We start from the raw sequence: 22,931 nt of genomic DNA on the forward strand, positions 1-22,931 counted from the left end.
AGCCGTGCGTCCTGCCAGAGTGCTTGTCATAGCCCTGAGCGCTGTGTGCGTTGCGGGAGTCGGTGCAGCGGTGGTCGTCGGCCTCGCGTCCTCGTCGTCGCAAAACGAGGCGATCTCGACGGCAGTAATCGCAGACCTCGAGCACCGGAACGCTCAGAGCCTGGTCGAGGGATCGCCGCAGCTCACCGGCCTCGGCGTCCCGGAGTCGACCTCGACGCCGAAACGACTTGCTGCGGTCATGGAGGACGACGCCCGACTGCGCGCTCAGCGGGACCACTACCTCGAGCTCGGGGAATCCTTCACCGCGTTCGAGACCCAGGTGGCGCTGAACTCGGTGCAGATCACGGGCGACTCGGCCACGGTGACGTTCACCGAGAGCACCACCCTTCAGCGGAGTCCGTACGAGACCGGCGAAGCGGCTCCGGAGTACGCCTATTCCTTCCCCCAGGAGGCGACGCTACGGCTGCACGCGGGCACCTGGTCAGTCGACACCCTCACCCACGAGACGGCGCACACACCAGCAGATTTCCCGGAAACCGTCGCACCGGACGTCTCCCCCGCCAGCTGACGGCGCGTCCCCTTGACTCGGATCGATCTGACCGCTCTCCCTTGCAGCAGACCCGGTGAACGATCCCCATGCGGGACGGTGTTCCGGTCGAACAGAACGCTGGTACGAGAACTACGGGGTCCTCGTGCTGCAGAGGGTCAGAGTCCGAACCCATCGAGCACTCGGTCGGCGTGGAAGCCCGACCGGATGACGGCTGCACCTAGTTCGTGGAGCAGGTCGTCGAGGGCAGTATCGGAGAGGTCATAGAAGCCGGCGCTCGGACGTCGGGCGATCAGCTTTCGCGGCGCGACGATGACGGACCAGCAGTCGTCGTCACGAGAGATGATCGCGTACTCACCGCTGTAGGGTCCCTTCGTGACCAGGGCTGCATGCGGCCGGTCGCGTTCGAGGCGACGAGCGGGAACGTTGATCGAGTACTCGCGAGAGCGCGAGTCGGTCACGGCTCGGGGCGCCGACTCGGTGCTCCAGAAGTTGTAGACGATGCCGATGGCTGCACCCGCCAGGACGAGCAGGGCCCACTGAAAGTTGCCGTTCAGAAGTGCAAGCACGAGCATGACGAGACAGCAGGCGATCGCGAACACGAACTGCACGTTCGAGATCCGCAGACGGCGCTTCGTTGGGGTCACCCTGACGATCATCCTCCCGACAACGCAGGAAGGATGACATCGCCGCCGGCCCAAAAGGCGCCATCGCGACTCGAGCCCAGCGTTCCGGTGAGCGATCCCCATCCGGGATGGCGCGGCCGAGCGCAGCCGGCTAAGCGACGGCTCATCTCAGTCGGCAGACTGTGCTGGTGTCCTCTACGAAGGAGATCCAAGCACTGCTGACCACCGCGCAGCGCGACCAGACGCACGTCACGGTCCGTTTCGCGTTCGGGAACCGATGGTCGATCGACGGGTTTGTCGTCGGTGTGGGTCGGAAGTGGGCGCTCCTCGCGGAGACGATGACCGGCGGCTTCTTCGACGGGTACGCCGCCGTCCGTCTCGCGGAGATCGAGCGGGCGCGACCGAGTCGATCCTGGGAAGCACGATTCTCGCGCACCCGACCGGAGTGGCCCCCTCGCCCGCCAGCCGATCGCCCCGCGATCGATCTGGACACAACCTCGGGGCTGCTGGCCACCTTCCTCGACCCGAAGAACCTGGTCAGCATCGAACGCCGCAAGAAGTACAGCGCGATGTGGGTGGGCGTCCCCTACGCACTCACGCGCAACTGGCTCTCCCTCTGGGAAGTGGACGCGAAAGCGATCTGGCATGAACGGCCGCTCGGCTACCGACCCCGAACCATCGCCCTCGTCCGGACCGGTGACCACTACCTCAGAGCACTCTCGGCCGTCGTCGGCGATCGACCTCCCCAGGACCTGCCGTACGACTGGGCCGCACGCTCGAAGCACGCACGACGCCAACTGTGACGACAGACTGCCGATGGCCGGTCGACCACCCCTCATCGGACGCCGGACGCATCGACGCACTAGCCCTCCGAGGCTCGCGCCGCACTACCGTCGAATGCGCCCGCCCAAGGCACCCCTAATCCAGTAAGGGGGTGTCCTGCCCGCAGCACGGTGAGGGTGGCAGCCCGTTCGAGCCGGGCCGGGTCAGAGGAGCCTCGCGCTGCGGGCGCGAGGCTCCCGCTCGACGCGGAGAGCGATTCCCTATCGGTACGCATGTCCAAATCCTCGCGCATCGAACAGGGGCCGGAGAGGCTCCTCGACGCCGGAGCGGCTGTCCTCATCTACTCCGGAGGTGTCCGTTAGGGGGACTTGGGTTCAGCCGGTCGTTGCAATACCACCGTGAGTCGGAGTGTTGGCGATGGGATCGAAGTTGAAGCAGCGTGCCCGGGGTGGCGCGGTTCTGGGAGCTGCCGAGGGAAGGGTCGAGTCGGTCGGCGGCCCGTGATGCTGTCGGCGTGCCGGTGAAGAGCCGCTCAACGGAGCAATCAGCTGCTTTCCGTCCGTCGCCTCGCAGGGGGTGTCTGCTCGGATCTTATGCTTGATTCGTCACATTGTTTAGTGGTTCAGTATCGCGTCGACGTTTTCGGTCGTTCCGTATCCCACCATTCGATGAGGTTGGCGTGCAAGATTAGCGCGAAGGCTTCGACTGCAAGGTCGCCTCCGGTGGTCAGGGAATCGATTGCGGCAGGGTCCCACTGGTCGAGATTCACTGCCTCGTCAGTGGAGGTGGGTGTAGCTCGAATGGTTGTGTCAACGCTCCATCCGTTTGAGCTGTGGGTTGCGGTAGCCGCGATGACGTCGTACGGGGTGGAGTAGTGGCGGCGCATCCACCCCACGACGTCGGCGAGGTCGCGGGTGTCGGTCAATCGTTCTCGATCGGGGTGTAGACGGGGCATCCGGTCCCGTAGGGCGGTTGGATGATGGGTGCGGCGGTGGTGCTGCTGGTAGATCGGGTGTTTATGGTGCTGTCGATTTTGTAGGCGTTGACGATGCCGATGGGGTTAGCGAGGGCATCGGAGCCGTTGTAGGCGTTATATCCGAAGAGAACGAAGTAGACGGGTGTGCAGTTCGCGTCGTAGAGCGTCTTAGAGCCTGAGCTCCCGGGTGCGTAGAGGCCATAGCTGAGTGTCTGCTGAATATCGAAGTTGGTGTCCGCGTCAAAGTGGCCGCGAGCGATGATGTGATTCAGTCCGAACCGGGAATTTCCGCAACGCAGCGGCAGGTGCGACAACCGTACCCAGGACGAGCGCAACGAACACCGTGGCGATTTTGCCAGCGGACCGATTTCGTGAGGTGTGCATGACTATTACGACCTTCATCCAAGTCCCCGCGCTCACCCCTTGTGAGCGGTCGTCGTGCACGTCTAGGTCTACTCCGCATAGCTCGGCAATACAACCCTGGGTGTTGCCGACACCCGGGCTTGGCAGCGGGACACGCATGCCCTTCGAAGATCATCAGTGGGACAGTGTTCGTGGCAGCGAGCTGCAAGTTGGCGTCTGCGGGAGGGCCGTTCCCCGCACCAGCCCGGCGCGCGGGATGCGCCGCGCGCGGGCGCGGGCGGCAGCGTTCCGCAGGACAGCCGCTCGCGGCCATCACTGCTACTGCAGCGACCAGCGCCAGTTCCGAGCGCAGTAGGAACATCCCGCGCTGATGTCCTCCGGCCCGAACGTCGGAGTAATGATCGACGGTGCGAGCTTCACCGCCACAGGCTTCGCGGGACGATACCGCTGCCCGCAGACGTCTAGGCGCCCGGCCAACCATCCCCATACGGGACGTCGGCCGCGCGGCGGAAGCCAACCATTTAGAACTTGGACGGCGTTCCTGAGACGTTCCGCGCCCGACCGGCCATGTCCATAGTGAAGAGCAAGGTCTGCTCGAGGAGGAAACGATGGACGACGACGGATTCGATGAGTTCCTGGCCCGCTCGGGACGTAGTCCGATAGGTGGGCTCGCGTCTCGCACTGTTATTGAGGACCTGGTGTCTGCCACCGCGGAGAGCGCGACACCACGGCGTCCGTGGTGGCGTCGCCCGCTTCTAATCCTCCCCGTGATCGGTGTCCTCGCCGCGACGACAGCCGGGGCCGTCGTCTTCACCGTGGGATTCGATGCGGACGCGATCGTCCCGATCAACTACACGACCGACTCGGGTCGACAGGTCAGCTGTCACTACGCGGTCGAGGCCGGCATCGGCGGCACGAGCGACCCGGCAGCGGTAAAGGACTTCATCGCTGAGCACGACTGGTCAGGGATCGGCCAGCGCGTCTACGAAGAAGCCCTCGCACATCCCTACATCCCACGGAACAGCGAAGAGGCCGCCGGCCTCACGCAGGCCAACCTCGACAAGTTCTCGTTCGGGGCGGCTCTGACCACGGTGATCTGGGCCGAAGTCCCCGACGAACTGGTGCCCGAGGACATGCTGAGCGGAGCCGAATCCGACTGCGAAGGAGAACTGCGGTGACCCTGGACGACCAGCTGTCATCGAAAGCCTCCTCGACGCGGCGAGGCGACGACGAGCGCGCCAGACGGGTGGAGCTCCTGCTTCTCGCCCAGGCGGAACCGCTACTGCGCTACTTCTCCCGCCGAGCTCCCCTGGATGACGCCCCCGACCTCCTCAGCGAGACCATGCTCACCGTCTGGCGCCGCGCGAAAGACGTACCCGCCGGCAACGAAGGGACGCTCTGGATCTACGGGGTCGCACGCCGAGTCCTCGCTACTCACCACCGCTCGAATCGCCGCCGAACCAGCCTCGTTGACCGCCTCCGAGACCAGATTGTCGTTCACAACCCGGCCCACGACCAGCTGGACGACATCAGCGCGCACCTCCACCACCTCATCGAGAGGTTGCCCGCCGTTGATCGCGACATCATCGGCTTGGTCCACTGGGAAGGCTTCACCCTCGAAGAAGCCGCACGCATCCTCGAGAAAAACCCCTCCACGATCCGGACCCGATACGCGCGACTTCGACAACAGCTGAAGTCGGAACTCCAAGCCGAGGTCTAGCTCCGTCAGATGGCCATCCCCTTACGGGACAGACTCTCGACTGATTCCATCGTCGCGTCGTCAATTCGGGGTCCTGCCGGACATGTACAGAGTGAAGGCCACTCGAGCGCACAGGAGCAGATCATGACCACCGAACCTCACGACGCGGGCAGCGATCGGGCGATGAACGCGCTCCTGGACGAATCGGCGCCGCCGACCCCACTGGCGGAAGCCGTCTCCGACTCCTCTCTTCGAGAGATGATTCGCGGAGCGGAGTGGAACGCGCGACGCGGCAGGCGACAGGCGACGCCTCGTGCGCTCGTGATCGGGACCGTCGTCGCTCTCACGCTGGGCGGCACGGGTGCAGCAGCGGCAGCGACGCTCTCGGGGTGGGAGCCGTGGGTGGCGAATCCGGATTCCGTTGTCCACTTCACCCTGCCCAGCGGAAGAGAATGCGAGCTCCGAAGCGTCGCCAAGGAAGGCGACCCGGAGGACATCAAGGAGATGCAGGACGTGCTTCGCACCACCGACGTGCTCGCCCTCGCGGACGTCGACGGCGAGCTTGCTCGGATCGTCGCCCGGGACGTGACCGTCCGCGGCGACGACGGCGACACCGTGGTGCCCGCGACCGAGTTGTACTCCGAAGATGAGCTGTACCGCCAAGCCGTGGAGGGCGCGATCATCAACGTCGTCTGGGACGAGCTCGAAGATCGAGGAGTGGTCGATCCCGTCACCGGATCGGATCTCTCCTTCGGAAGCCAGGACGACTGCGCAGACCTCACCCAGGCAGACCGCACCCAGTGAGCCGCCGCGACACCCGAGCCGATCGCGTGGTCACGATCCTCGACGCCACAGCCCGTGACCTTCTGAACTACCTCGAACGCCGAGTCGGCGCCGACGACGCTCCCGACGCGCTCTCCGAGACAATGACGATCGCGTGGCGCCGATCGTCATCCATGCCCCTGCCAGACGAGGACGCCCGCCTCTGGCTGTTCGGGGTCGCGCGGAACGTCGTCCTGAACACCAGCAGGACCCGCCGGCGCCAAGACCTCCTCGCCGAGAAGCTCCGCGGCACCATCGACCCCACCGTCGTGATCGCAGAACCCTCCGACATCGCCCTCGACGTACGGGCAGCTCTGGACAAGCTCGCTCCAGAGCTCGCAGAGCTCGTGCGACTGGTGCACTGGGACGGCTTCTCTCTCAGCGAGGCAGCTCAGATCGTCTCCGTCCCGCCGTCAACGGCGCGCAGTCGGTACCAGACGGCGAAGCGCGAGCTCGGTGACCTGCTGTCCCCGCAGCCCTCGGAACGAGCACTTAGGTCTGCAGAGAAACGCTGGGTCTGACGCGCTAGCCCATCGGCTATCGAGACAAGTTCCGGCAGCGGCGGGGGTGTCGGACCACGCGGCCGTTGGCGAGAACCGCACTTTGCGAGCCGTATTTCCTGAGTCCGACGACCCACGTCTGAGCGATCCGTCCGACCAGGCTGTGACCATGACTGAATCGCCCATCACTCGATCAACTCTTCTCCACCAGTCGCTTGCAGGCGGCATGGACGTGTCCCACGTCGAGGTGCGCCGAATCTCAATCGCAGCTGGCACGAAGGGCGGTGCTCACGTTCACAACGGCCCTGTCTTCGGAGCCATCGAAAGGGGGTCGGTCACATTCCAGATCGGTGAGGAGGCACAAACCACCCTTCGCGCCGGCGACGTCTTCTACGAGCCTGCCGGGGTCATCGTCTCCAAGTTCGACACCACGAGCGAAGACGTCGTGTTCATCGGCTACTTCCTCCTGGCGGACGGGGCAGCACCCGAGATCGAGTTCACTGCGCAGGACTGACCGCTAGCCCGTCCCCGTACGGGCGGCCTCCCGCGACGGATCGCACGCGCACATAACGCTGGTCGAGTGGTCGGAACGTGGAATCCTCGTCCCATGATCGTGAGCGACGGACAGGCCTGCGCCCCAGGGGACCTCGACGTGCTCACCGACCGACTCCGACTGTGCCGGCCCGCCGAAACCGACCTCCACGAGCTGTCCCGCCTCTACACCGATCCGCGGATCGCGGAAGAAGATCCGCTCCTCCTCCATCTCTCCGCCGATCAGACCCGGGCCGTCATCGCGTACCGGAGGACCCAGTGGACACAAGACGGACTCAGCAGCTGGGTGATCCGCCGGCGCGACTCCCCCACCGACAACCATGATCTGATCGGAATGGGCGGATGCACCCTCCTCTCCGACGCGGCCTGGAACGTGGCGTTCACCCTCGACCCCGACCACTGGGGAAAGGGCTACGCGCAGGAAGTCGCCCTCACCGGCATCGAACTCGCCCACTTACTCCGACCGGAGCTGCCCGTCACCGCGGTCGTCGCAGAACGCAACGCACGCTCCCGCCGCACGATTGAGCGACTCGGCCTCCAGCGGAGGTGGGAAGGTCCGGATGCGCACAGCCCAGACCCGACCGCTCGAATCGTCCTCTACGCCGACCGCCAGCTCTCCATCGAACAAGTCCGCCAACTCACCAGCTAAATCCGGCCACAGCACGACCTCATCAGCCGGCCAGGGATCCCTCACGGGACCGTCAATGGTGATGAGGCGATGAGTGAGCACGTTCGTGCCTGCGTCAAGACAGTGGATCTGTCGCGGTGGAGCATCCCCTACCGGACGCATGGTTGACGGTCCCATGGAGGGCGGCCGCCTCCACTAGACCTCTTTATCCGACTGGGGTAGCTACCCTCGAGCCCATGACCGACCAGCAGAACGATGCACGGTTGCGCGCGAGGCGGATCGCCGGTGCGACGGCGATTGTTCTCACCGTTGTCGCCGCGCTTCTCGTTCAGGCCGGCGCGAGCTTGCTGACCCTCGCCTCACCAGCCATGACGGACTGCCGGCCGCGCGAGATCCCGCTGAGCGCAGCAGCCTGGTACCTCGGCGCCCTGCTCGTTATCGGAGGATCCGTCTATGCGGCGGCGAAGACCGCGCGTGCGCTCACATCGACCGCGCTCCCCTACGCCCTCCTCCTCACAGCGATCCTCGGAATCGTGACGTTCTCGGGACTAGCGATCCTCATCGCCGGGCTGATGGGCTTCGCGGAGATGGATGACCCTGGACCGCCTCCGACAGGCGGACCCGTCCTGCTCCTCATCGCCGCACTCAGCACACCTGCCTGGGCGCTCGGCGCATCCAGCATCCTCATGCTGTCCAAGAGACGCAGAGTGCCGTCTCGTCCGGCGGCGTCGCTCATCGCGTTCGCTGCCATCACTGCGACGAGCGTTGGTCTCCAGCTCGTCAGGTTCACCCTGACCTGCTGACGGTGATCACAGAGGTCCTCTACGAAAGGGGCAACGACGGTACCGCCACACGGCACCGATCATCGGCACCGCGGGACTCGAGAAGTTCCTGCTCAGCGACCCCCTTACGGGACGCCAGAAGCGATGGAAGCACGGCGGAGCGCGCGACGGCGTGGCGATGCGCTCGCTACGCTCACGGGATGTTCGGCCTCTCGCGTTGGCGCCCGCGAGCTGACGCGCGCCGTTCGCGCCGCGCTCGGTTCCGCTCCCTGCTCGCTGAGGCCTGTTGCGCGTGCTCTCACCCGTGGGTGGAGCACGTCGCGGATGCCGGACCGGCCGGCGGTCACGTCTGCTCGGAATGCGTCTACGAGCTCGAGCACGGGTTCAGCCACGGGCCGACCTGTCACCGACCGGTTCCGATCGACGTGTCGAGTCGCGCTGACGCCGCCGCCGCGACAGCAGCGCGGGGCGGCAGCGAGCGACTGGTCGGAGGAGGTCGGATGCGAGACGATGCAGAAGACCGTGATGACCCTTCGATCCCGACCCTGCGCGAAACGACAGCCGCTCTCTTCTTCGGGCTGGTCCAGCCCCGAGACGTGATCGCTCTGGCAGCGAATCTCGTCGCAGCAGGGAGTGACAGCGAGTCCCTTGTCGCTCTCGCGTCCCTCTACTCCAGCGCCACTCCCGCCGACGTCTTCGACCTCAGCTCGGCGGCACTCATCGAAGCGGGCGCGCGGCCATTGGATCGGGACGGTGAGGAGATCCCGCTTCTCGCGCTGCGCGTCGCATGCCGTCGTTTCCTCACCGGCGACTGGGATCTCCGCTCCTTCTCATCCTGGGTGCACGACCGGATCGGTCACGACGGACCGGCAGCTGCGCAGCCGCTTGTCGAGGTCGATGACGAGCTCGACGCGCGAGGCATCGGAGCCGGCGAGCGATACCGCCAGAAGGTCGCTCGACTCGCCGCCGCCTTCCTCGCTGACACAGAAGGGCCGGCGAGCGAGAACCCCTAACGAATCCGTCCGGTGCACGATCGGCTATCGAGACTGAAACTCCTACCGCCTTGGTACGGGACTGGTTCCCCCGCATCGACCGCGACGCCTGCTGACATGATCGTGGTCATGCCCTCAATTCGTTCGGCAAAGTTTCGGGCAGAGTCGTCGGTGGACGCTGTGCTCCTGCGGGCACTCGCCGGGCACGAGTCGAAACAGGTGCGCATCGCTGTTGCCGAGAACGCCGCTGCGGATGACCTGACGATCGGGCGTCTCCTCGCTGATGACGTCGACGCCGTGCGCCTCGCCGCCGCCAGCAGCCTTCGTGAACGCCCGCAACTCCACGAGATCGCGGCGAAATCAACGGACAAGTGGGTCCGTGCGATCCTTGCCCACCTGTACGCGGACGACGACCAAAGGTCGCTCGCCCTTGCGGTACAGAGAACACTCGCGGCGGATCCCTTCGGGGAGACTCGTGGCCGGACGGCTCAGACCACCGACGACTTGGAGATCTTCGAGTCGCTTCTCACCGACCCGTCACCGGTTGTCCGCGGCATGTGCGCGCGCAACCCCCGCATCTCCCTGACACAGATGGAGCGTCTCATCACCGACCGCGATCGCGCCGTCCGCGCCGGAGCCGCAGAGGGCGGACTCCAGTACCCCAATGACGAGCAGTTGCTCCGGCTGGCGCGCGACCGGTCGGTCGAGGTGCGCTGGGCAGTACTATTCCGCGCCGACCGACCCAGACGAGCAATCGAACTCATCGCAGAGGACAGCGACGAGATTAACCGACACCACGCGCGGATCGCCCTCCACGACGAGCACGACATCATCGCGCCAGCGGTGACGCACCGTGCACGCGCAGAACGTCGACGGGCACAGCTTGTTCGCTCATTCGGTGAGTGAACGGCGGGGAGTGAAGCGCGCCTTGTACGGCACGCGGTCTCGTTAGCCGATCCCCATATGGGACGGAGCTGAGCGGGTAGCGTCACCGGCATGACCTCGGGTTCGCGTCACCGCATTCGAGTTGCTGCCGCACTCACAACCGGAGCGGCGCTGCTCACCGCCGCCGGCTGCGCGCCGGCGGTGCAGACGTCGGGATGCCCGGGCTGGGCGTATTTTGGATCCGCGGAAGCCCGCTACGAGGTCGCCGAAGCGGTCATCACGACCGCCTCCCCTCGCGCCTCGGGAACTCAGAGCGTCTTCAGCGTCGCAGCATCCGCATACATGGTCACCGTGGATGAGACAGAGAAGGGACCGTTCATTGCAGGAGAGACAATCCGCGTCGTGTCGATGCCTGATGCGTGCAGCGGCACCGACCTCTACCCGGACGGAGACCCGATGGACACCGACCAGCCCCTCCGCCTGTACCTCAGTTCCGGGAACGGATTCTGGGCGACGCTGACTCCGCTCGAGGGCGCTGAACCGATCGAGGAATAGCCCGCCAGTCGATCCTCTTACGGGACGTAACGCCTTCCGTGGGATGGCTCAGTCGGCAGATGCCGCGAGTGCCGGCGCTGCCAGGCCGAGTCCTTCGCAGAAGGGGCCAGTGGGCTGGCCCGCTCTGTTCGGGAAGACGCCGAGCCTGGTGTCCGCGAGGACGCAGACCGTCGGGTTAGGTACGTTGATGGGTCCGCTTCCCGGGTAGGGCTCGTCGGGGACGGCGCTCCAGCTCGCTTCGCATCGTTCGAGGGCGGCGGCGACCCGCTCGGACAGTGGAAGCAGCTCGAATGCGTTGCGGTCGTCGTCCACGAGGATGCTCGTGGTGTGGTCCGCGCGGACGTCGGCGACGGAGTAGCAGTCGAAACTCGTGTTGGCTTCGTCGTTGCTAGCCTGCGTTACGGTGATCGCGGCGGCGCTGGTGCCGATCGCGACGACGGCCGCGAGGCCGAGCCCGACGAGGCGGCGGCGCTTGGTGGAGCGGTGGCGGGCAGCGATGTCGGTGAGGATGGTGGCGCGCATCCTGGTGAGCTGTCCCGTGGTCGGGCCGAGGTCGTGGGTCATCAGTTCTCCCTTTCAAAGGGGCGCAGGGTGGTGCGGAGCGCGGTCCGCAGCCGGCTGAGCCGGTTGCGGATAACGCCGTGGGTGGAGCCGAGTGCTTTCGCGGCGTCGGCGTAGCTGCTGCCCTGCTCGATACACAGGTAGTACAGCGCTTGATCGGTGTCGGAGAGCTCGGAGACGGCTTCCTCGATCGCCGCGGCGAGCTGGCGCCTCGCAACTTCTTCGTCAGGGGTGCCACGTCGATCCGGGTGCAGGGACAGGTCCGCGTCCTCGGTGCGGTTCCGTGCACGGGTCTTGGTTCGGACGAGGTTCAGCGCGGTGAACCGGGCGGTGGTGAGCAGCCACGGAAGGGCGGATGCGTCCACGATCGCGACGTCGTTGATCCGCGTCCACGTGGTGAGGAATACGTCTTGCACGACGTCTTCGGCGTCGCTGGGCGTGCGAACGATGCTGAGGGCGTAGCGGTAGGTCGTCGCCGCGTGCCGGTCGTAGAGCCGGCCGAACGCAGCCCGGTCGCCTCGCCTCGCGCCGTCCATCAGGGCGGCGTCATCAGTGCGCGCCGCAGCGTCTCGCGCGGGTGCTGCTGCTTCCGGTGGCGTGCTCATGCCTAGTGGTGTCCGATCCGAGCCGATCGTCTCAGACGAGATCCGCTTTGCAACTCTCCGCTCGAGGATCCCCAAACGGGACTGGCTGACGTCTCCTCAACGCCCTGCCGGTTTCACGTCGAGTTGTATCACTTGAGTTTGATTTGGAACCAACTCGATCAAGCGGACACTTCTAGGCATGGGTGTGGGATGGGAGACGGATCGCGAGGTCTGGCGGCGCGCGACGGGGGCTGATCCGCGGGCATTCGCGCTGATCTTCGACCGGTATCACCTGCGCGTTCGGGCCTACTGCCGTCAACTGCTCGGGGAGTCCGTCGACGCGGAGGATGCCGCGGCCGTCGTGTTCCTTGAGGCGTGGCGTAAGCGCGCCGACGTCCGCTTCGTCAACGACTCGCTCGCCGCGTGGCTGCTCGTCGTCGCCCTGAACGTCACCCGGAACATCGGTCGCGGTCGACGCCGATACGAGCGGATGCTGCGCACTCTTCCACCTCCTGTCAACGCGCCCGATCCAGCAGTGACGGTGGCAGCCGCAGCGGCATCCGCCGAACGCAGCCGCACCATCAGAGCTGCACTGACGATGCTGCGGCCGGCGGATCAGCAGATCCTCGCGCTCTGCGTCATTGAGCAGCTCACCCTCGAGGAAGCAGCCGCCGTGCTGCGCATTCCGGTCGGGACGGTGAAGTCCCGACTGTCCCGCGCCCGAGGTCGCCTACGCGATGAGTTCACACGCAGGCGGACACTTCCCCACACCTTCCGACCCGCGGAGTACTGACATGACAGCACCAGAGCACGACCGTACCCTCGCCCTCCGAACGGTGATCGCGCAGGCCGCAGAGAATGACCCAGGCAGCGGGCGCCACCGACGTCACCGGATCGCGATCGCCGCGGTTCCCGCGGCCGTCATCCTCGCCGCGGTCTCGGGCGGACTCTTCTTCGCCCAAGCGCCGGTGTCCGACACCATGACGGTCGCTTGCTTCGCGCGAGCAGAACGCAATGGGTCCGAGTTCCCCGGCACCACAGGAGCCCTCGCAACACCAGACGGAATACCCGGAAGCGGCGATCAGGTGCCGATCCCGGACGCGATCGCGTTCTGCTCCGACCTGTGGAGGCAGGGCGCACTTGACGTCGGCACGGCGAATGGCTCACCATTCGACCTTCGACCAGGACAGATTCCTTCCGAACTGACCGTCTGCGTCATGCCCGACGGCATTGCAGCTGTCATTCCCGGTACCTCCGACGTCTGCGGGCAGCTCGGCCTCGCCAACCGCGTCAAGTGACTACCAGCGCACCCGATGAACCATCCCGTTACGGGACGCGCACAAGGGGCTCGGGTTCCGACACTAGACCGGTGTCGAAGCAGAAGAAGATCCGGGAAGTGCTGCTCTCAGCTTGGGCCGGTACGACACGTGGGAGCACCGCTTCTCTCGAACACGGCCCGAGTGGCCGCCGCGGCCGCCGTCAGGGATGCCGGCGATCGATCTGGACAGCACCTCAGGCATGTTGGCGACCTTCCTCGAGCCGGGCGTCCTGCTCTCCATCGAACGCAGGAAGCCGCGGAACGTGCTCTGGGTGGGCGTGCCGAACGAGCTCACCCGGAACTGGTTCTACCTCTGGGAGGTCAACTCGAAAGCCGTGTGGGACCCTGCACCAAAGGGCTACAGACCTCGAACCATCACACTCGTCCGAACCGGCGACCGCTACCTCCAGGGACTAACCGTTGTCGCGGACCCTCCTCCGTCCGAGGATCTCCCCCACCACTGGACAGCCCGTTCGAAGACCGGGAGTCGGCAGCAGTGAAGTGGCCCGCTCAGCGATTCCATACGGGGCAGGGATCTTCGCACCGCTATGGCGGGCAGCGCCCCAGGCGAGCGAGGGCGTTCTGACGACGGCGGTCCCGGTGGGATGATCGGCGCATGGCGCCGATTTTGAGGGAAGTGCATCTCTGGCCGCACACGGGTCACCCGGATGTCCGATGGTCTCCACCGCGCCCCCCGGACGAATCGGGCTGGCCCCTGCTCGAGATGGACGCCATTCTTCGAGGGTCGAGGAAGATCTCCGAACCGCTCGGAGAACGCCTGGCGGAGCAGCGCATAGAGATGCCGCGGGCGAGCATCCGACTTCTCCCAGGAGGAGCATCCGCGAGTACCGATCTCGAGGTCGAGATCTCTCGCATCGTGATCGACGGTGAGAACTCGGTCCACTTCGCGGTACCGGCGGGATTCCACAACCTCGATGTGCGGGCGCGGGACGAACTGGTGCTGACGATGTGGACGGAGACGCTGCGAAGGCTGGTGAGCAACCATGGCGGCGATCCGGCCGCGGTGAGTCGAGCGACTGACGCTCTGAAAGGAATCGACTACGAGGAACCGCGTCGCGGGCCCTGTAAGCAGAACCCGGCTCGATCGCATCGCATGCGGCTGATCGGCGTACTCAAGGACGACGGCTACTTCCGTCTACGTGTCGAAGTCGAGCACCTGGACGGAGGTCGGCCGCCGGTGCTGTCCGAGACGATAGTCGGCGACTCCACCTTCTGGTCGTTCGATCGCGCTGCATGAGACCTGCGGTGGACGTCGAGCTCCTCCGTTGAAGGCGTATCGATTCCCGGCATCCTGCTCGGCGACCGAGGACGGTTCACCCTCGACGTCGCCACCGGTGCGGTCCACCCAGCGGAGGATTCAAGACGCCGCTGCCGATCGAGTCGACCGGTCCCGCCGTCGGGGCGGGCTTCCGTTTCATCGAGCAGCCCGCTGACGACGTCTACGTCGGGTGGGGAGGAGGAGGCCCGGTGAACGATGTTCCCGCGGAATATCTCGCCGAGGTCGACCAGCTTGCTGACCGGCTCTGCTCACCCGAGTGGAAACCGTGGTGGCGCCTCGTCGGCGTGGACCACGTGAGTGGGTACGTCAACTACGAGCCACCGCGCGAGACGCCGATCATCCGACTCGTGAACAAGACACTGACGATGATCGTCAGGCGTTCTGTCGCAACGATTCCCACCGGACCGGAAGCAGAACAGCTAGCTCGGCAAGACGTAGAAGCCGCCCTCACCCGTCTGGCCGCACGCAAGAACGTCGAGCTTCCTCCGCTCTGAACCAGCCGCGAAAGGCGCGCACACATCCCCACCTCAGCCGCCGAACACAGCTGGGCGCTGCAAGCACACCGCTACGGAAGACGTCGACCGCGACCGTCGCATCTCGTGACCGGTCAACCATCCCCCGTACGGGTACCTAGCCGCACAACACGGGGAGGCGTGGCTTGTTTCGTAGGCTGAGCCCATGAGGTCAGCACTTCGGAGCGCAGCCGGCGGTGCCCTCATGCTGATGGCCCTCGCCGGAGGTCTGGTCTCGCTCGGTGCCGGGTGGATCATCGATGGACGTGAGCCTCCAGCCGTTCAGTGCGAGAGCGGCCCGTACCCGCGAACAGGCGGACCGTTCCACGAAACGACCCGTATCACCGGATCGGTGACGATCTTGCCCCTCGGGGTGGACTGCACCTACGACGTCGACGGAGACGAGGTCGGCCCGCAGACAGTCCGGCACCCGAACATGCCCGCCACTGCAGGTTTCCTGGGCAGTGCGCTCACTTTCGCTGCTGGAGCAGCGCTCCTCGTCGTCCGGTCCGGTCGGGCAGGACCCGTCTCTGCCGACTGATGCGCCCGACCCCGGCGACTCGCTCAGCCATCCCCCGCCGGGACGTGCGTGGTGGGTAGCGTCCGCCCTACTCTGACGGGATGGAACTGCGGACCGCGAAGACCCTCGGCATCCTCGCGATGGTGATCGGCACCCCAGTCGCCCTCCTCACCCACACGATCGGCTGGATCCAGACCGGCTGGGAACCCGCCGCCGTGCAGTGCCAGCACAGCGACTACCCCGACGGGATCGACCTCTACTCCAGCCGCGTATCGGGCGAGAAGATCCTCTACCCGCTCGGCCTGTCCTGCACCTACGCAGCCAGCGAGACCTCACCAGGCATCACCATCCGTCACCACAGGTGGGACGCCACCGCCCTCTTCACCGCAGCCGCCGCACTCGCTCTCGCGGGAACCGTCGTCGCGCTCAGAGCCGAACGCAAGCAGGAGCTCATCACCGAGTCGAAGGAAGAACGAGCGACGACATAGCGCAGCGCCCCTCTGCCGGTCAACGATCCCCTTACGGGACGGCCGGTACGCCGACTCTCTCCCCGACAGAATCGTGCATCCGTGTCATGCCATCAGGGGTGCAGGGTTGAGCCAGACTGGCCGAGTGTCAGCACTGCGCCATTGGGCGCCATTCCCCTTCGTCGCAGTCGCCATCGTCGCAACGGTAATTCTCACCGCTCTCCACCTGGTCGAGCTGTATGTGCTGACTACCCAGCAGCTCGCGCAGGTCGGGACTGGGCAAAATACCGCGGGAATAGTCGCGTTCTTCGCGGTCTACCTCATTCCGTCCGCCCTGATCGAAGGTGTGCTCATCGGGCTTGCTGCGTTCGCTGCCGCTCGGCTCCTGAAGCGCGGACGTCGAGTCTCGCAACGCGCGATCGCACCGCTCGTCGGTCTGGTCGCGGCGGTCGTCGCCCTCTGCCTAATGGTGGTGCCGTTGATCGGGTACGCCACAGGTGGGCTTCTCCAGCTGGGCGCCGGGATCGCGGCCCTCCTCTCGGGCGAAGCCGGAAGCGGCCCGGCGAACCTGATGGAAGCCATCGCGCTCGCCCTCCTCCTATACGTCGGAGCCTTCACCCTGAGTGCACGCCGCCTCTTCAATACCGCTGCGGCCGCGGACGCTCACGCCCGCTGACATCTACAGCTCCTCGGATGGACCCGCTGGACGATCCCCGTACGGGACAGCAGGGCCGAGACGCGCTTGAGGACAACACCGACCGAGCGCGTCGAGAAGTCCCGCCGATGTCAGGAGGGGTCGCGGTCTCCGCGCACTGTGAGGAACCAGGCGGTGTCATTGTCCGCGTTCGATGCGATGGCGTCGACACTCGATATCGGCTTCTCGCCAAGCGACGCGGGATCGATCTCGTGTGGGCCATCGGCGCAGTCGATCGCGTCGAGGGTGGTCGTCGTCCTCGTCGCCGGTCCCCCAGCCGTGGAAAGCGATCCGATTTCGAGGTCGATCACTCCTTCGCCGAGGCAATCGAAGGTGATCGCGGTCGGCAGCGCCGGCCTCTCGAGGGTGACTTCGACGCGGCCGCCGTCATCGTCGGCCTCGACGTTCAGCGAGAGGACCGCTACGACGTCGCGATCCGTTGCCACGTCCGCCTGGCGCTCTTCGCGCCACTGCGTGATTCGAGGATCTTCACCGGGTACCGGTGTGCAGCCGGCGAGAGCCGCCACAAGAACAAGACCAGCTGCTGTGTGGATCGGACGGGGCCTCATTGCTACACAGTAGAGGCACAGGACGCCGAAGAAGACCCATCATCACAGCGCCAGCGCTCGTCTCCTTCGCAGCGCGATACGGTGTGCTGACGAGGCACAGGGGGATGCGGTGGAATCGACGACGCGCCTGAGGCGGGTGGCCGGAGCGGCAGTGGCGGCGCTCACGATGACGCTCATGGCCGGGTGTTCCGGCCCCGACACCGAGGCGTACACCGATTTCGAGCGGGCGCAGGACGAGCGGGACACTCTTCCCGACGTCGGCACCGTAGGAGACGGCTACGACCCCGCCTCGATCCGTTACGTCGGCTCAGCCGACGGACTGGACGTCTGGATCGGGTCGCAGACCACGACCGGAGGCCGGTGCGTCATCGTGGACGGAGACGGCGACAACGAAGACGGAAGCGGCTGCGGGGATGAGCTGTCGCTGAACGGAGCATGGGCCGTCCAGATTCACACCGATGGCGCCGGTCCAGACGACCCCACTGGCCTCGACTGGACGAGCCTCGGCGAGAACGTGTCCATCCGCCGGTACTAACCACCCTGTTCCTCACGTCGACCGCGCGGACGAGCACGTGCGAACGACCCCTACCGGCCGCCCGGTCGACCATCCCCATACGGGACGCCGCGCTCGGAGCATCTCGCCTTGCTCGCGCAGCGTCGTGCGGAGGATCATCTCGAAGGTGGCAGATGATTGGTACCGCGATCCTGGGTGGGATGCCGCTGACCGTGACGAGTTCGAGCGTCGTCTCAGCCGAGCACGACCGCACAACCGTCAGCAGTACCTCAAGCTCAAGGCCATAGCTCTTCGTGACGCGGGCCTGATCGACGCCGCTCGATCCCTGCTCATCCGCGCAGTGGACTACCCCGAGCCGGATCTCGCCGTTGAACGCGCGCATAGTCGCGAGTTGCTCGGAAACATTGCTGTGCAGACCGGCGACGTGGAGGAGGCCCTGCACCAGTACCGGACGGTGATCCAGGAGAATCCGACCTTGAACGGCACATCGGGGTCGATACGCATCGCTGCCGCCGAGGTGCTCCTCACCCGAAAGGGGCCAGGAGACGTCGAGGAGGCCATCGCCCACCTCGACTCGTGGCCGGCTGAAGTCGGCTTCCAACTCTCGTCCGAGATCTTCCGGTGGCATCTAGCGCGCATCAGCGCGGCCACGATCAAGCGCGACGTCGACGCCGTACGAGAGTCTGCACGCGCTGCTCTGCAACTGGTCGAGGCCCCACCTCAATTCCGGTTCCACCCGACCGTCGGCCTCGTTCACACGGACCGCAAGACGCTGCGCCAGCTGCGTCGCTGGGCGAGGTGAACCCAAGCCACCTGCTCCAACAGCAGATGATGCTCTCAGCATCTCTCTAAGCCATCCCCCGACGGAACGCCCATGCGCTCTCTTCGGCACTGCTCTGGTAAGCGCCGAACTACAGCTGGGGAGAGACTTGGGGCATGTGGTTAGAGGGAATCGCGCTTGAGCGGCGGTTACGCGAGCTGGACACCCCTGGGCCCGGCGATGAGCCGGTTGACTTCGACGGTCAGCGACTGGCAGCAAAGGTGGACGCCCTCGTCGCACTGCTCGATGAGAGCTTTCCCAGGGCTGTAACGGCGGATCGTCCCTGGGAATGGCAGGACTCCGCGACCTTCACGCACGTCACGGTCGACGGTGCAGCAAACCGCACTTCGGCGAACCTCGTCATCTGCATCAGCCGACACGGAGACCTTTGCTTCATTGCCCTCGAAGCCCAGGAAGCGTATACACGCGAGGAGTTCGATGCGCTGGTCGAACCAGAGGACTTGTCATCGATACTGGCAGCCCTCGACACCGTGAACTTCACAGTCACTGCCGAAGAAACGCTCTGGGCCCGATACGACGGACCGCGCGTGATGAGCAACTCGAGCTGGATCGAACGCTACTTCGGGTATCCGATTTGAGCGCGCCCGGCGAGCAGGTCCGCGCGCCGAAGCTGCGTTGAGCGGTAACCCATCCCCTTACGGGACGAACCAGCTTGCCCCGCGGGAGCCGACATGAGCAGTGAACCGTCAGGGCGTGCTCTGCGCCCCACGTACGGTCAGGAACCAAGCCGTGTCGCGATCGGCGTCAGTTGTAGCCGCGCCGACGAGATTGATGGGGTCGGTGCCGAGGGAGGCCGGATCGATGTCGAGCGGGCCATCGCCGCAGTCCACGGTCCGGACAGTGGTCTTGCCTGTCGTGACCGTGCCGGTCTTGGAGTCGGAGTCGAGCTGCAGTTCGACTGTGCCATCCCCGAAGCATTCGAAGGTAATGGCGCCGGGCAGCACCGGTTGGTCGAAGGCAGATACCAGCCGATCCCCCTCCCGTCCCGCGCTCGAATCGGACGACAGCACAGCGAGGAAGGGACCTCCCGCGTCGATGTCAGCCTGACGATCCGAGCGCCACTGGGTGAGCTGTGCGCGATCAACGGGCTCCGGCGCGCATGCGGTCATGGTGCCCACGACAGCCAGTAGGAGTGTGAGTGCAACAGAACGACGACTCATCTGCCCACCCTAGGTCCGACCGGATTAGGTCGAGCGAGTCTCATCGTCCGGCATGGCGGAAAGTGTCGCACTGGGCGATCCCCTTACGGGACGCTCTCGGTCGCGAGTCGGTTGCTCCTCGTGGTGAGAGCCGCGTCACGCCTACTGTTCTCCCGTGGGAGAACTCAAGGGAACGAGCGCGGCGGCGGTCGAGGCCGCTTCTCGTCGCGCCGAGGGGTGGATACGCCGTGGTTGAACGTCTGGACAGTTGGGATCCGAGTGGACTCTCGCCGGACCGGCAGACATCACCCCGCCAACGACGGTTGTTAAGACTGTCGCTCGTGCTGGGCGCTCTAGCCGTCGTGGCGGCCGCGGTTCTGTGGGTGGGTGATCTGCTGTTCGGAGTGCATGGCCCTTCGCACTACGTCAGCATCACCAACGACACCGCAGCCTCACTCACCTGGTCCTGCTCCTGGTCCGATCTTCACCTCGCCGCCGGGGAGACAGGTCAGCTGCGCATCCTCGACCAGCCCGACCAGGACTACGGCTGCGTCCCACAAGCAGCCACCCCCTTCGTGTCGGCACACAACAACGACATCTGCCCGTCGCTGAACTCGATGACCGAGGGAAGGCAGTTCACGGCAACCGACTTCGCGAAGACCTACCGCTGCCCATAGCTGCATACGCGACCGGTGAACGATCCCCAAACGGGACGCCTGTAAGACGGTCCGTCAAATGGGTCGAGTGCAGGCTTCGTCAATCGCTTCTTGCTCGTCGTCGGTCAGCCACGCTTCGCTCGTGCTGGGGAACCATCCCTGGTTCGGCCACTGGTCGATGAAGTCGGTGCGGCTGGGCGCGTCGGGGTTCTCGATGCCGTTCGCTTCGTAGCAGGGCACGAGGTACTCGGTCAGGTAGCTGTAGAGGTAGTCGATCTGCTCGGACGTCATGGGCACCACGGGGGTCGTGGGATAGCTCGACCAGCAGGTGAACGCGGCGACCGATTCGGCTTCCGTCGAGGCGGACGTCATGATGCTGACGGGTCCGCCGCCGGCGGCGTTCGAGCCGAGGTCGACCGTTAGGCCGGCCGCGGTGAGGCAGCCCAGGAGTGCTGTCGAATCGTTCGGGTCGCGGTATTCCTGGAACGGGTCGGCGGGTCTCGTCGCGTCAGGGAAGCCTGCCAGGACTCCTTCCCATTGGCGGTCCTGCTCCTGGATGCGCAGCTGCTCCTGCTCGTCGGGCGCGAGAGGTGTTGGGGCGGGAGAGGGACCAAGATCGGGCATCGGGTAGGCGACGACAGAGGAACTGGTCGCCTCAGGGGTGGGGCCAGGTGCGAGAGCCCACGTCGAAACCAGGGCGACCGCGAGGACGATGACGGCTCCGGCGGCGACGATCCAGATCACCCTCGCGCGGCCGGCTGGCGTGGGGTGGGTGCGGCTCTCGCCCAGGGCGGCGGCCGCGATGGATTCCGGTTCGTCGAAGGACCGCACGCGCTCGATGGCTTCTGCCGGCTCGAGGCCGGCCAGCTCCTCATCTATCCCGTCTCGGATCGCGGAGGCGACGTCACGAGGGACGGGCCTTAGCGCCCGATCGAGCCGCTTCAAGTAGGTCTGGACCTCGCGGGGTGCGCTGGTCGGGGTCATGTGTCGTCTCCTGCCACGATCGCTTGGACGGAACGGGTGAAGGGCTCCCACTGGCGGCGGAACTCGCCCAGCTCGGCCTGTCCGGAGGGGGTGAGCTTGTAGTACTTCCGGACCGGGCCCGAACCGCTCTCCCCTGCGTAGGAGGTGATCAAACCGCGATCCTTCAACCGCCCGAGCACCGGGTAGAGCGTGCCGATGCTGGCGATCATGCCCAGCGACACCAGCTCCTCCGACAGGCGCCAGCCGTACATCGGCTCCCGCGATAGGAGCCCGAGGGCGCAGTACTCCACCACGCCCTTCCGGATCTGGGCCCCCACGTCGACTGTCATGCTTTGCATGTTAGCGTGCGATGCATACTAGCGGTGGTGGGAATCTGTCGGTCCGACTACCGCGCAACAACCAACGAAGGTGTCCCACGATGCCGACTGCTTCCACCGCGTCACGTCTCTCGACTTCAGCATCCGATGGATCTGTGAACGCGTTCATCGGCTGGACCGCCGCCGGCGTGGTCACTGTGCTCGCCGCCCTGGTTCTGGTGTTCAGCAGCTTCATGGTGGCTCTGGGGATCACGGACGCGGATCCATCCGAGGGAGCCATCGCGATCGGCGCCGGCGGTGTAGGTGTCATCATCTGGATCGTCGTTGCCGCTGTCGGAGGTTACGTCGCTCCCCGGAGGCTCTCGCGTCGTCCTGTTCTCGTCGCGTGGCTTCCAGCTGTGGTGAGTGCCCTCTGATGCGGGATCGCTATCGGCCTGTTTCCCGTCCTGCTCGAGAACGTCGTCTTTCCGATGTCGTTGACCCCCGTGCCGATGAGCCAGCCGCTCCTTTTCCAAGCGTTGATTCTTACGGCCGGTGCCATCCCGGCTGGAGCGGGGTTGCTGGTGATCAATCTCGTGTTGCGCGTGATCAGAGCGCGCCGGGGCCGAGTCGCGACGCATACGAGAGGTGATGCGCCTGACGTCGGGAGTCAGAGCTCCTCGTGATCCATGGCGAGAGAGGACTGGACATCAACTAGATGAGGCACGGCGTCGGCTCAGCGCCCAGACCAGCGCGCCCGCGAGGAGCACCGCGCAGGTCAGCCCGGCGACGTGCAGGACGAGCGAGAGCGTCCCGTTCTCGGGGAGCAGGAAGCCGTAGGGCACCCACCCGTCGGTCGCTCCGCGGACGAGCAGGACGGCGCTGACCCAGGGCGGGGCCGTGCCGGTACCGGGGACGAGGGTGTTGTAGATCACGGCGACGACGATCAGGTAGGCCGTCGCCGCGCCGCGGACGTAGCTCAGCCACACCGGCGTCGGACGGCGGGCGAGCGCGACCGATCCGGCGACGATGAGCACCGCGCTCGCGAGGAGGCTGGTCTGGTTCGTGAAGTAGCCGAAGTAGTCGAACGGATTCGGGTCGCCGGCCACGATGCTCAGCGCGTAGGTGTGGAGGATCACCGCGACCGCGGCTGCACCGACGGCGATGCGCGCTACACCCACGAATGGGCGGGTCGGTGCCGGGGAACTCATCGGGTCAGCCTAGGAGCCGTTGGGCTTCCTGCTGGCCCGCGACAGACGTTCCCCT

The 22,931-nt window shown here is 65.9% G+C and carries 33 protein-coding genes; 24 read left to right on the forward strand and 9 right to left on the reverse strand.

The window, feature by feature from the left end; all coding sequences use genetic code 11:
• Nucleotides 1-70 precede the first annotated feature (70 nt).
• A complete protein-coding gene (locus C5B98_RS08445) occupies nt 71-568 on the forward strand; it encodes a hypothetical protein (protein ID WP_104327628.1) in 498 nt (165 codons plus the stop codon).
• 137 nt (nt 569-705) lie between these two features.
• Here C5B98_RS08445 and C5B98_RS08450 read toward each other — a convergent pair whose 3' ends face one another.
• Nucleotides 706-1,158 (reverse strand): hypothetical protein, encoded by a 453-nt coding sequence (locus tag C5B98_RS08450; protein WP_146076919.1) that lies wholly within the window; start codon nt 1,156-1,158, stop codon nt 706-708.
• A gap of 197 nt (nt 1,159-1,355) precedes the next feature.
• Here C5B98_RS08450 and C5B98_RS08455 point away from each other — a divergent pair, with 197 nt between their 5' ends.
• A complete protein-coding gene (locus C5B98_RS08455) occupies nt 1,356-1,976 on the forward strand; it encodes a hypothetical protein (RefSeq protein WP_104226395.1) in 621 nt (206 codons plus the stop codon).
• Between the two features lie 901 nt (nt 1,977-2,877).
• Here C5B98_RS08455 and C5B98_RS16635 read toward each other — a convergent pair.
• The gene (locus C5B98_RS16635; protein ID WP_146076920.1) at nt 2,878-3,246 is read right to left on the reverse strand and encodes a hypothetical protein; all 369 of its coding nucleotides are present in this window, start codon (nt 3,244-3,246) and stop codon (nt 2,878-2,880) included.
• 816 nt (nt 3,247-4,062) lie between these two features.
• Here C5B98_RS16635 and C5B98_RS16930 point away from each other — a divergent pair.
• From C5B98_RS16930 to C5B98_RS16640, 10 genes are all read left to right on the forward strand, one after another.
• Nucleotides 4,063-4,473: a hypothetical protein gene (locus C5B98_RS16930; RefSeq protein ID WP_181065502.1), complete on the forward strand. Its 411-nt coding sequence runs from the start codon at nt 4,063-4,065 to the stop codon at nt 4,471-4,473.
• Nucleotides 4,470-5,015, forward strand: a complete 546-nt coding sequence (locus C5B98_RS08460) for an RNA polymerase sigma factor (RefSeq protein ID WP_181065503.1) — start codon at nt 4,470-4,472, stop codon at nt 5,013-5,015. Before C5B98_RS16930 ends, C5B98_RS08460 begins: the two co-directional genes overlap by 4 nt.
• 162 nt (nt 5,016-5,177) lie before the next feature.
• Nucleotides 5,178-5,798, forward strand: coding sequence for a hypothetical protein (locus tag C5B98_RS08465; RefSeq protein ID WP_146076921.1), 621 nt, complete (start codon nt 5,178-5,180; stop codon nt 5,796-5,798).
• Between the two features lie 26 nt (nt 5,799-5,824).
• On the forward strand, nt 5,825-6,337 hold the full coding sequence (locus tag C5B98_RS08470) for an RNA polymerase sigma factor (protein ID WP_146076922.1): 513 nt from the start codon (nt 5,825-5,827) through the stop codon (nt 6,335-6,337).
• Nucleotides 6,338-6,485: 148 nt separating this feature from the next.
• Entirely contained in the window at nt 6,486-6,830 is a 345-nt protein-coding gene (locus C5B98_RS08475; RefSeq protein ID WP_146076923.1) for a cupin domain-containing protein, read from the forward strand.
• 93 nt (nt 6,831-6,923) lie between these two features.
• A complete protein-coding gene (locus C5B98_RS08480; protein ID WP_104327629.1) occupies nt 6,924-7,517 on the forward strand; it encodes a GNAT family N-acetyltransferase in 594 nt (197 codons plus the stop codon).
• A 215-nt stretch (nt 7,518-7,732) separates the two neighbouring features.
• On the forward strand, nt 7,733-8,299 hold the full coding sequence (locus C5B98_RS08485) for a hypothetical protein (RefSeq protein WP_104223345.1): 567 nt from the start codon (nt 7,733-7,735) through the stop codon (nt 8,297-8,299).
• 479 nt (nt 8,300-8,778) lie between these two features.
• Nucleotides 8,779-9,291 (forward strand): hypothetical protein, encoded by a 513-nt coding sequence (locus C5B98_RS08490; RefSeq protein ID WP_104223346.1) that lies wholly within the window; start codon nt 8,779-8,781, stop codon nt 9,289-9,291.
• A 96-nt stretch (nt 9,292-9,387) separates the two neighbouring features.
• Nucleotides 9,388-10,176, forward strand: a complete 789-nt coding sequence (locus C5B98_RS08495) for a hypothetical protein (protein ID WP_104308778.1) — start codon at nt 9,388-9,390, stop codon at nt 10,174-10,176.
• A gap of 90 nt (nt 10,177-10,266) precedes the next feature.
• Nucleotides 10,267-10,710, forward strand: a complete 444-nt coding sequence (locus tag C5B98_RS16640; RefSeq protein WP_146076925.1) for a hypothetical protein — start codon at nt 10,267-10,269, stop codon at nt 10,708-10,710.
• A 48-nt stretch (nt 10,711-10,758) separates the two neighbouring features.
• On the opposite strand, the gene C5B98_RS08500 is transcribed toward C5B98_RS16640, so the two are convergent.
• Together C5B98_RS08500 and C5B98_RS08505 are read right to left on the reverse strand one after the other, a co-directional pair.
• Nucleotides 10,759-11,274 (reverse strand): hypothetical protein, encoded by a 516-nt coding sequence (locus C5B98_RS08500; RefSeq protein ID WP_104223349.1) that lies wholly within the window; start codon nt 11,272-11,274, stop codon nt 10,759-10,761.
• A complete protein-coding gene (locus tag C5B98_RS08505) occupies nt 11,274-11,876 on the reverse strand; it encodes an RNA polymerase sigma factor (protein WP_104223350.1) in 603 nt (200 codons plus the stop codon). Before C5B98_RS08505 ends, C5B98_RS08500 begins: the two co-directional genes overlap by 1 nt.
• Nucleotides 11,877-12,054: 178 nt before the next feature.
• Here C5B98_RS08505 and C5B98_RS08510 point away from each other — a divergent pair, with 178 nt between their 5' ends.
• The 7 genes from C5B98_RS08510 (at nt 12,055) to C5B98_RS08530 (ending at nt 16,648) form a co-directional block, all read left to right on the forward strand.
• Entirely contained in the window at nt 12,055-12,648 is a 594-nt protein-coding gene (locus tag C5B98_RS08510; protein ID WP_104223351.1) for an RNA polymerase sigma factor, read from the forward strand.
• A gap of 43 nt (nt 12,649-12,691) precedes the next feature.
• Nucleotides 12,692-13,153 (forward strand): hypothetical protein, encoded by a 462-nt coding sequence (locus C5B98_RS16645; protein ID WP_146076926.1) that lies wholly within the window; start codon nt 12,692-12,694, stop codon nt 13,151-13,153.
• Between the two features lie 220 nt (nt 13,154-13,373).
• Entirely contained in the window at nt 13,374-13,673 is a 300-nt protein-coding gene (locus C5B98_RS08515; RefSeq protein WP_146076927.1) for a hypothetical protein, read from the forward strand.
• A gap of 116 nt (nt 13,674-13,789) precedes the next feature.
• Nucleotides 13,790-14,431 carry a hypothetical protein gene (locus C5B98_RS08520; RefSeq protein WP_146076928.1) on the forward strand — a complete coding sequence of 214 codons (642 nt, stop codon included), beginning with the start codon at nt 13,790-13,792 and terminating at the stop codon, nt 14,429-14,431.
• 230 nt (nt 14,432-14,661) lie between these two features.
• Nucleotides 14,662-14,967, forward strand: a complete 306-nt coding sequence (locus C5B98_RS16650) for a hypothetical protein (RefSeq protein WP_146076929.1) — start codon at nt 14,662-14,664, stop codon at nt 14,965-14,967.
• A 639-nt stretch (nt 14,968-15,606) separates the two neighbouring features.
• The gene (locus tag C5B98_RS08525; RefSeq protein ID WP_104223354.1) at nt 15,607-15,993 is read left to right on the forward strand and encodes a hypothetical protein; all 387 of its coding nucleotides are present in this window, start codon (nt 15,607-15,609) and stop codon (nt 15,991-15,993) included.
• A 124-nt stretch (nt 15,994-16,117) separates the two neighbouring features.
• Nucleotides 16,118-16,648: a hypothetical protein gene (locus tag C5B98_RS08530; protein ID WP_104223355.1), complete on the forward strand. Its 531-nt coding sequence runs from the start codon at nt 16,118-16,120 to the stop codon at nt 16,646-16,648.
• A 110-nt stretch (nt 16,649-16,758) separates the two neighbouring features.
• Here C5B98_RS08530 and C5B98_RS08535 read toward each other — a convergent pair whose 3' ends face one another.
• Complete coding sequence (locus tag C5B98_RS08535) at nt 16,759-17,235, reverse strand: hypothetical protein (protein WP_146076930.1); 477 nt, start codon at nt 17,233-17,235, stop codon at nt 16,759-16,761.
• Between the two features lie 151 nt (nt 17,236-17,386).
• Between C5B98_RS08535 and C5B98_RS08540 the strand changes: the two genes are divergently transcribed.
• The 3 genes from C5B98_RS08540 (at nt 17,387) to C5B98_RS08550 (ending at nt 19,168) form a co-directional block, all read left to right on the forward strand.
• Nucleotides 17,387-17,770, forward strand: a complete 384-nt coding sequence (locus tag C5B98_RS08540; RefSeq protein ID WP_104223357.1) for a hypothetical protein — start codon at nt 17,387-17,389, stop codon at nt 17,768-17,770.
• 145 nt (nt 17,771-17,915) lie between these two features.
• On the forward strand, nt 17,916-18,551 hold the full coding sequence (locus C5B98_RS08545) for a tetratricopeptide repeat protein (protein ID WP_146076931.1): 636 nt from the start codon (nt 17,916-17,918) through the stop codon (nt 18,549-18,551).
• Between the two features lie 134 nt (nt 18,552-18,685).
• A complete protein-coding gene (locus C5B98_RS08550) occupies nt 18,686-19,168 on the forward strand; it encodes a hypothetical protein (RefSeq protein WP_104223359.1) in 483 nt (160 codons plus the stop codon).
• A 108-nt stretch (nt 19,169-19,276) separates the two neighbouring features.
• On the opposite strand, the gene C5B98_RS08555 is transcribed toward C5B98_RS08550, so the two are convergent.
• A complete protein-coding gene (locus tag C5B98_RS08555; protein ID WP_146076932.1) occupies nt 19,277-19,708 on the reverse strand; it encodes a hypothetical protein in 432 nt (143 codons plus the stop codon).
• A gap of 269 nt (nt 19,709-19,977) precedes the next feature.
• Between C5B98_RS08555 and C5B98_RS08560 the strand changes: the two genes are divergently transcribed.
• On the forward strand, nt 19,978-20,406 hold the full coding sequence (locus C5B98_RS08560) for a hypothetical protein (protein WP_146076933.1): 429 nt from the start codon (nt 19,978-19,980) through the stop codon (nt 20,404-20,406).
• 54 nt (nt 20,407-20,460) lie between these two features.
• Here the strand turns inward: C5B98_RS08560 and C5B98_RS08565 are convergent, their stop codons facing one another.
• Together C5B98_RS08565 and C5B98_RS08570 are read right to left on the reverse strand one after the other, a co-directional pair.
• The gene (locus C5B98_RS08565) at nt 20,461-21,369 is read right to left on the reverse strand and encodes a hypothetical protein (RefSeq protein ID WP_104223362.1); all 909 of its coding nucleotides are present in this window, start codon (nt 21,367-21,369) and stop codon (nt 20,461-20,463) included.
• Nucleotides 21,366-21,698, reverse strand: a complete 333-nt coding sequence (locus C5B98_RS08570; protein ID WP_104223417.1) for a PadR family transcriptional regulator — start codon at nt 21,696-21,698, stop codon at nt 21,366-21,368. The genes C5B98_RS08565 and C5B98_RS08570 overlap by 4 nt, the downstream gene beginning before the upstream one ends.
• Nucleotides 21,699-21,841: 143 nt before the next feature.
• Between C5B98_RS08570 and C5B98_RS08575 the strand changes: the two genes are divergently transcribed.
• Entirely contained in the window at nt 21,842-22,102 is a 261-nt protein-coding gene (locus C5B98_RS08575) for a hypothetical protein (RefSeq protein WP_104223363.1), read from the forward strand.
• Nucleotides 22,103-22,375: 273 nt separating this feature from the next.
• Here C5B98_RS08575 and C5B98_RS08580 read toward each other — a convergent pair whose 3' ends face one another.
• The gene (locus tag C5B98_RS08580) at nt 22,376-22,876 is read right to left on the reverse strand and encodes a hypothetical protein (RefSeq protein WP_104223364.1); all 501 of its coding nucleotides are present in this window, start codon (nt 22,874-22,876) and stop codon (nt 22,376-22,378) included.
• Between the last annotated feature and the right edge of the window lie 55 nt (nt 22,877-22,931).

Origin of the sequence: Rathayibacter sp. AY1A5, assembly GCF_002930875.1 — a bacterium.
GTDB lineage: Bacteria > Actinomycetota > Actinomycetes > Actinomycetales > Microbacteriaceae > Rathayibacter.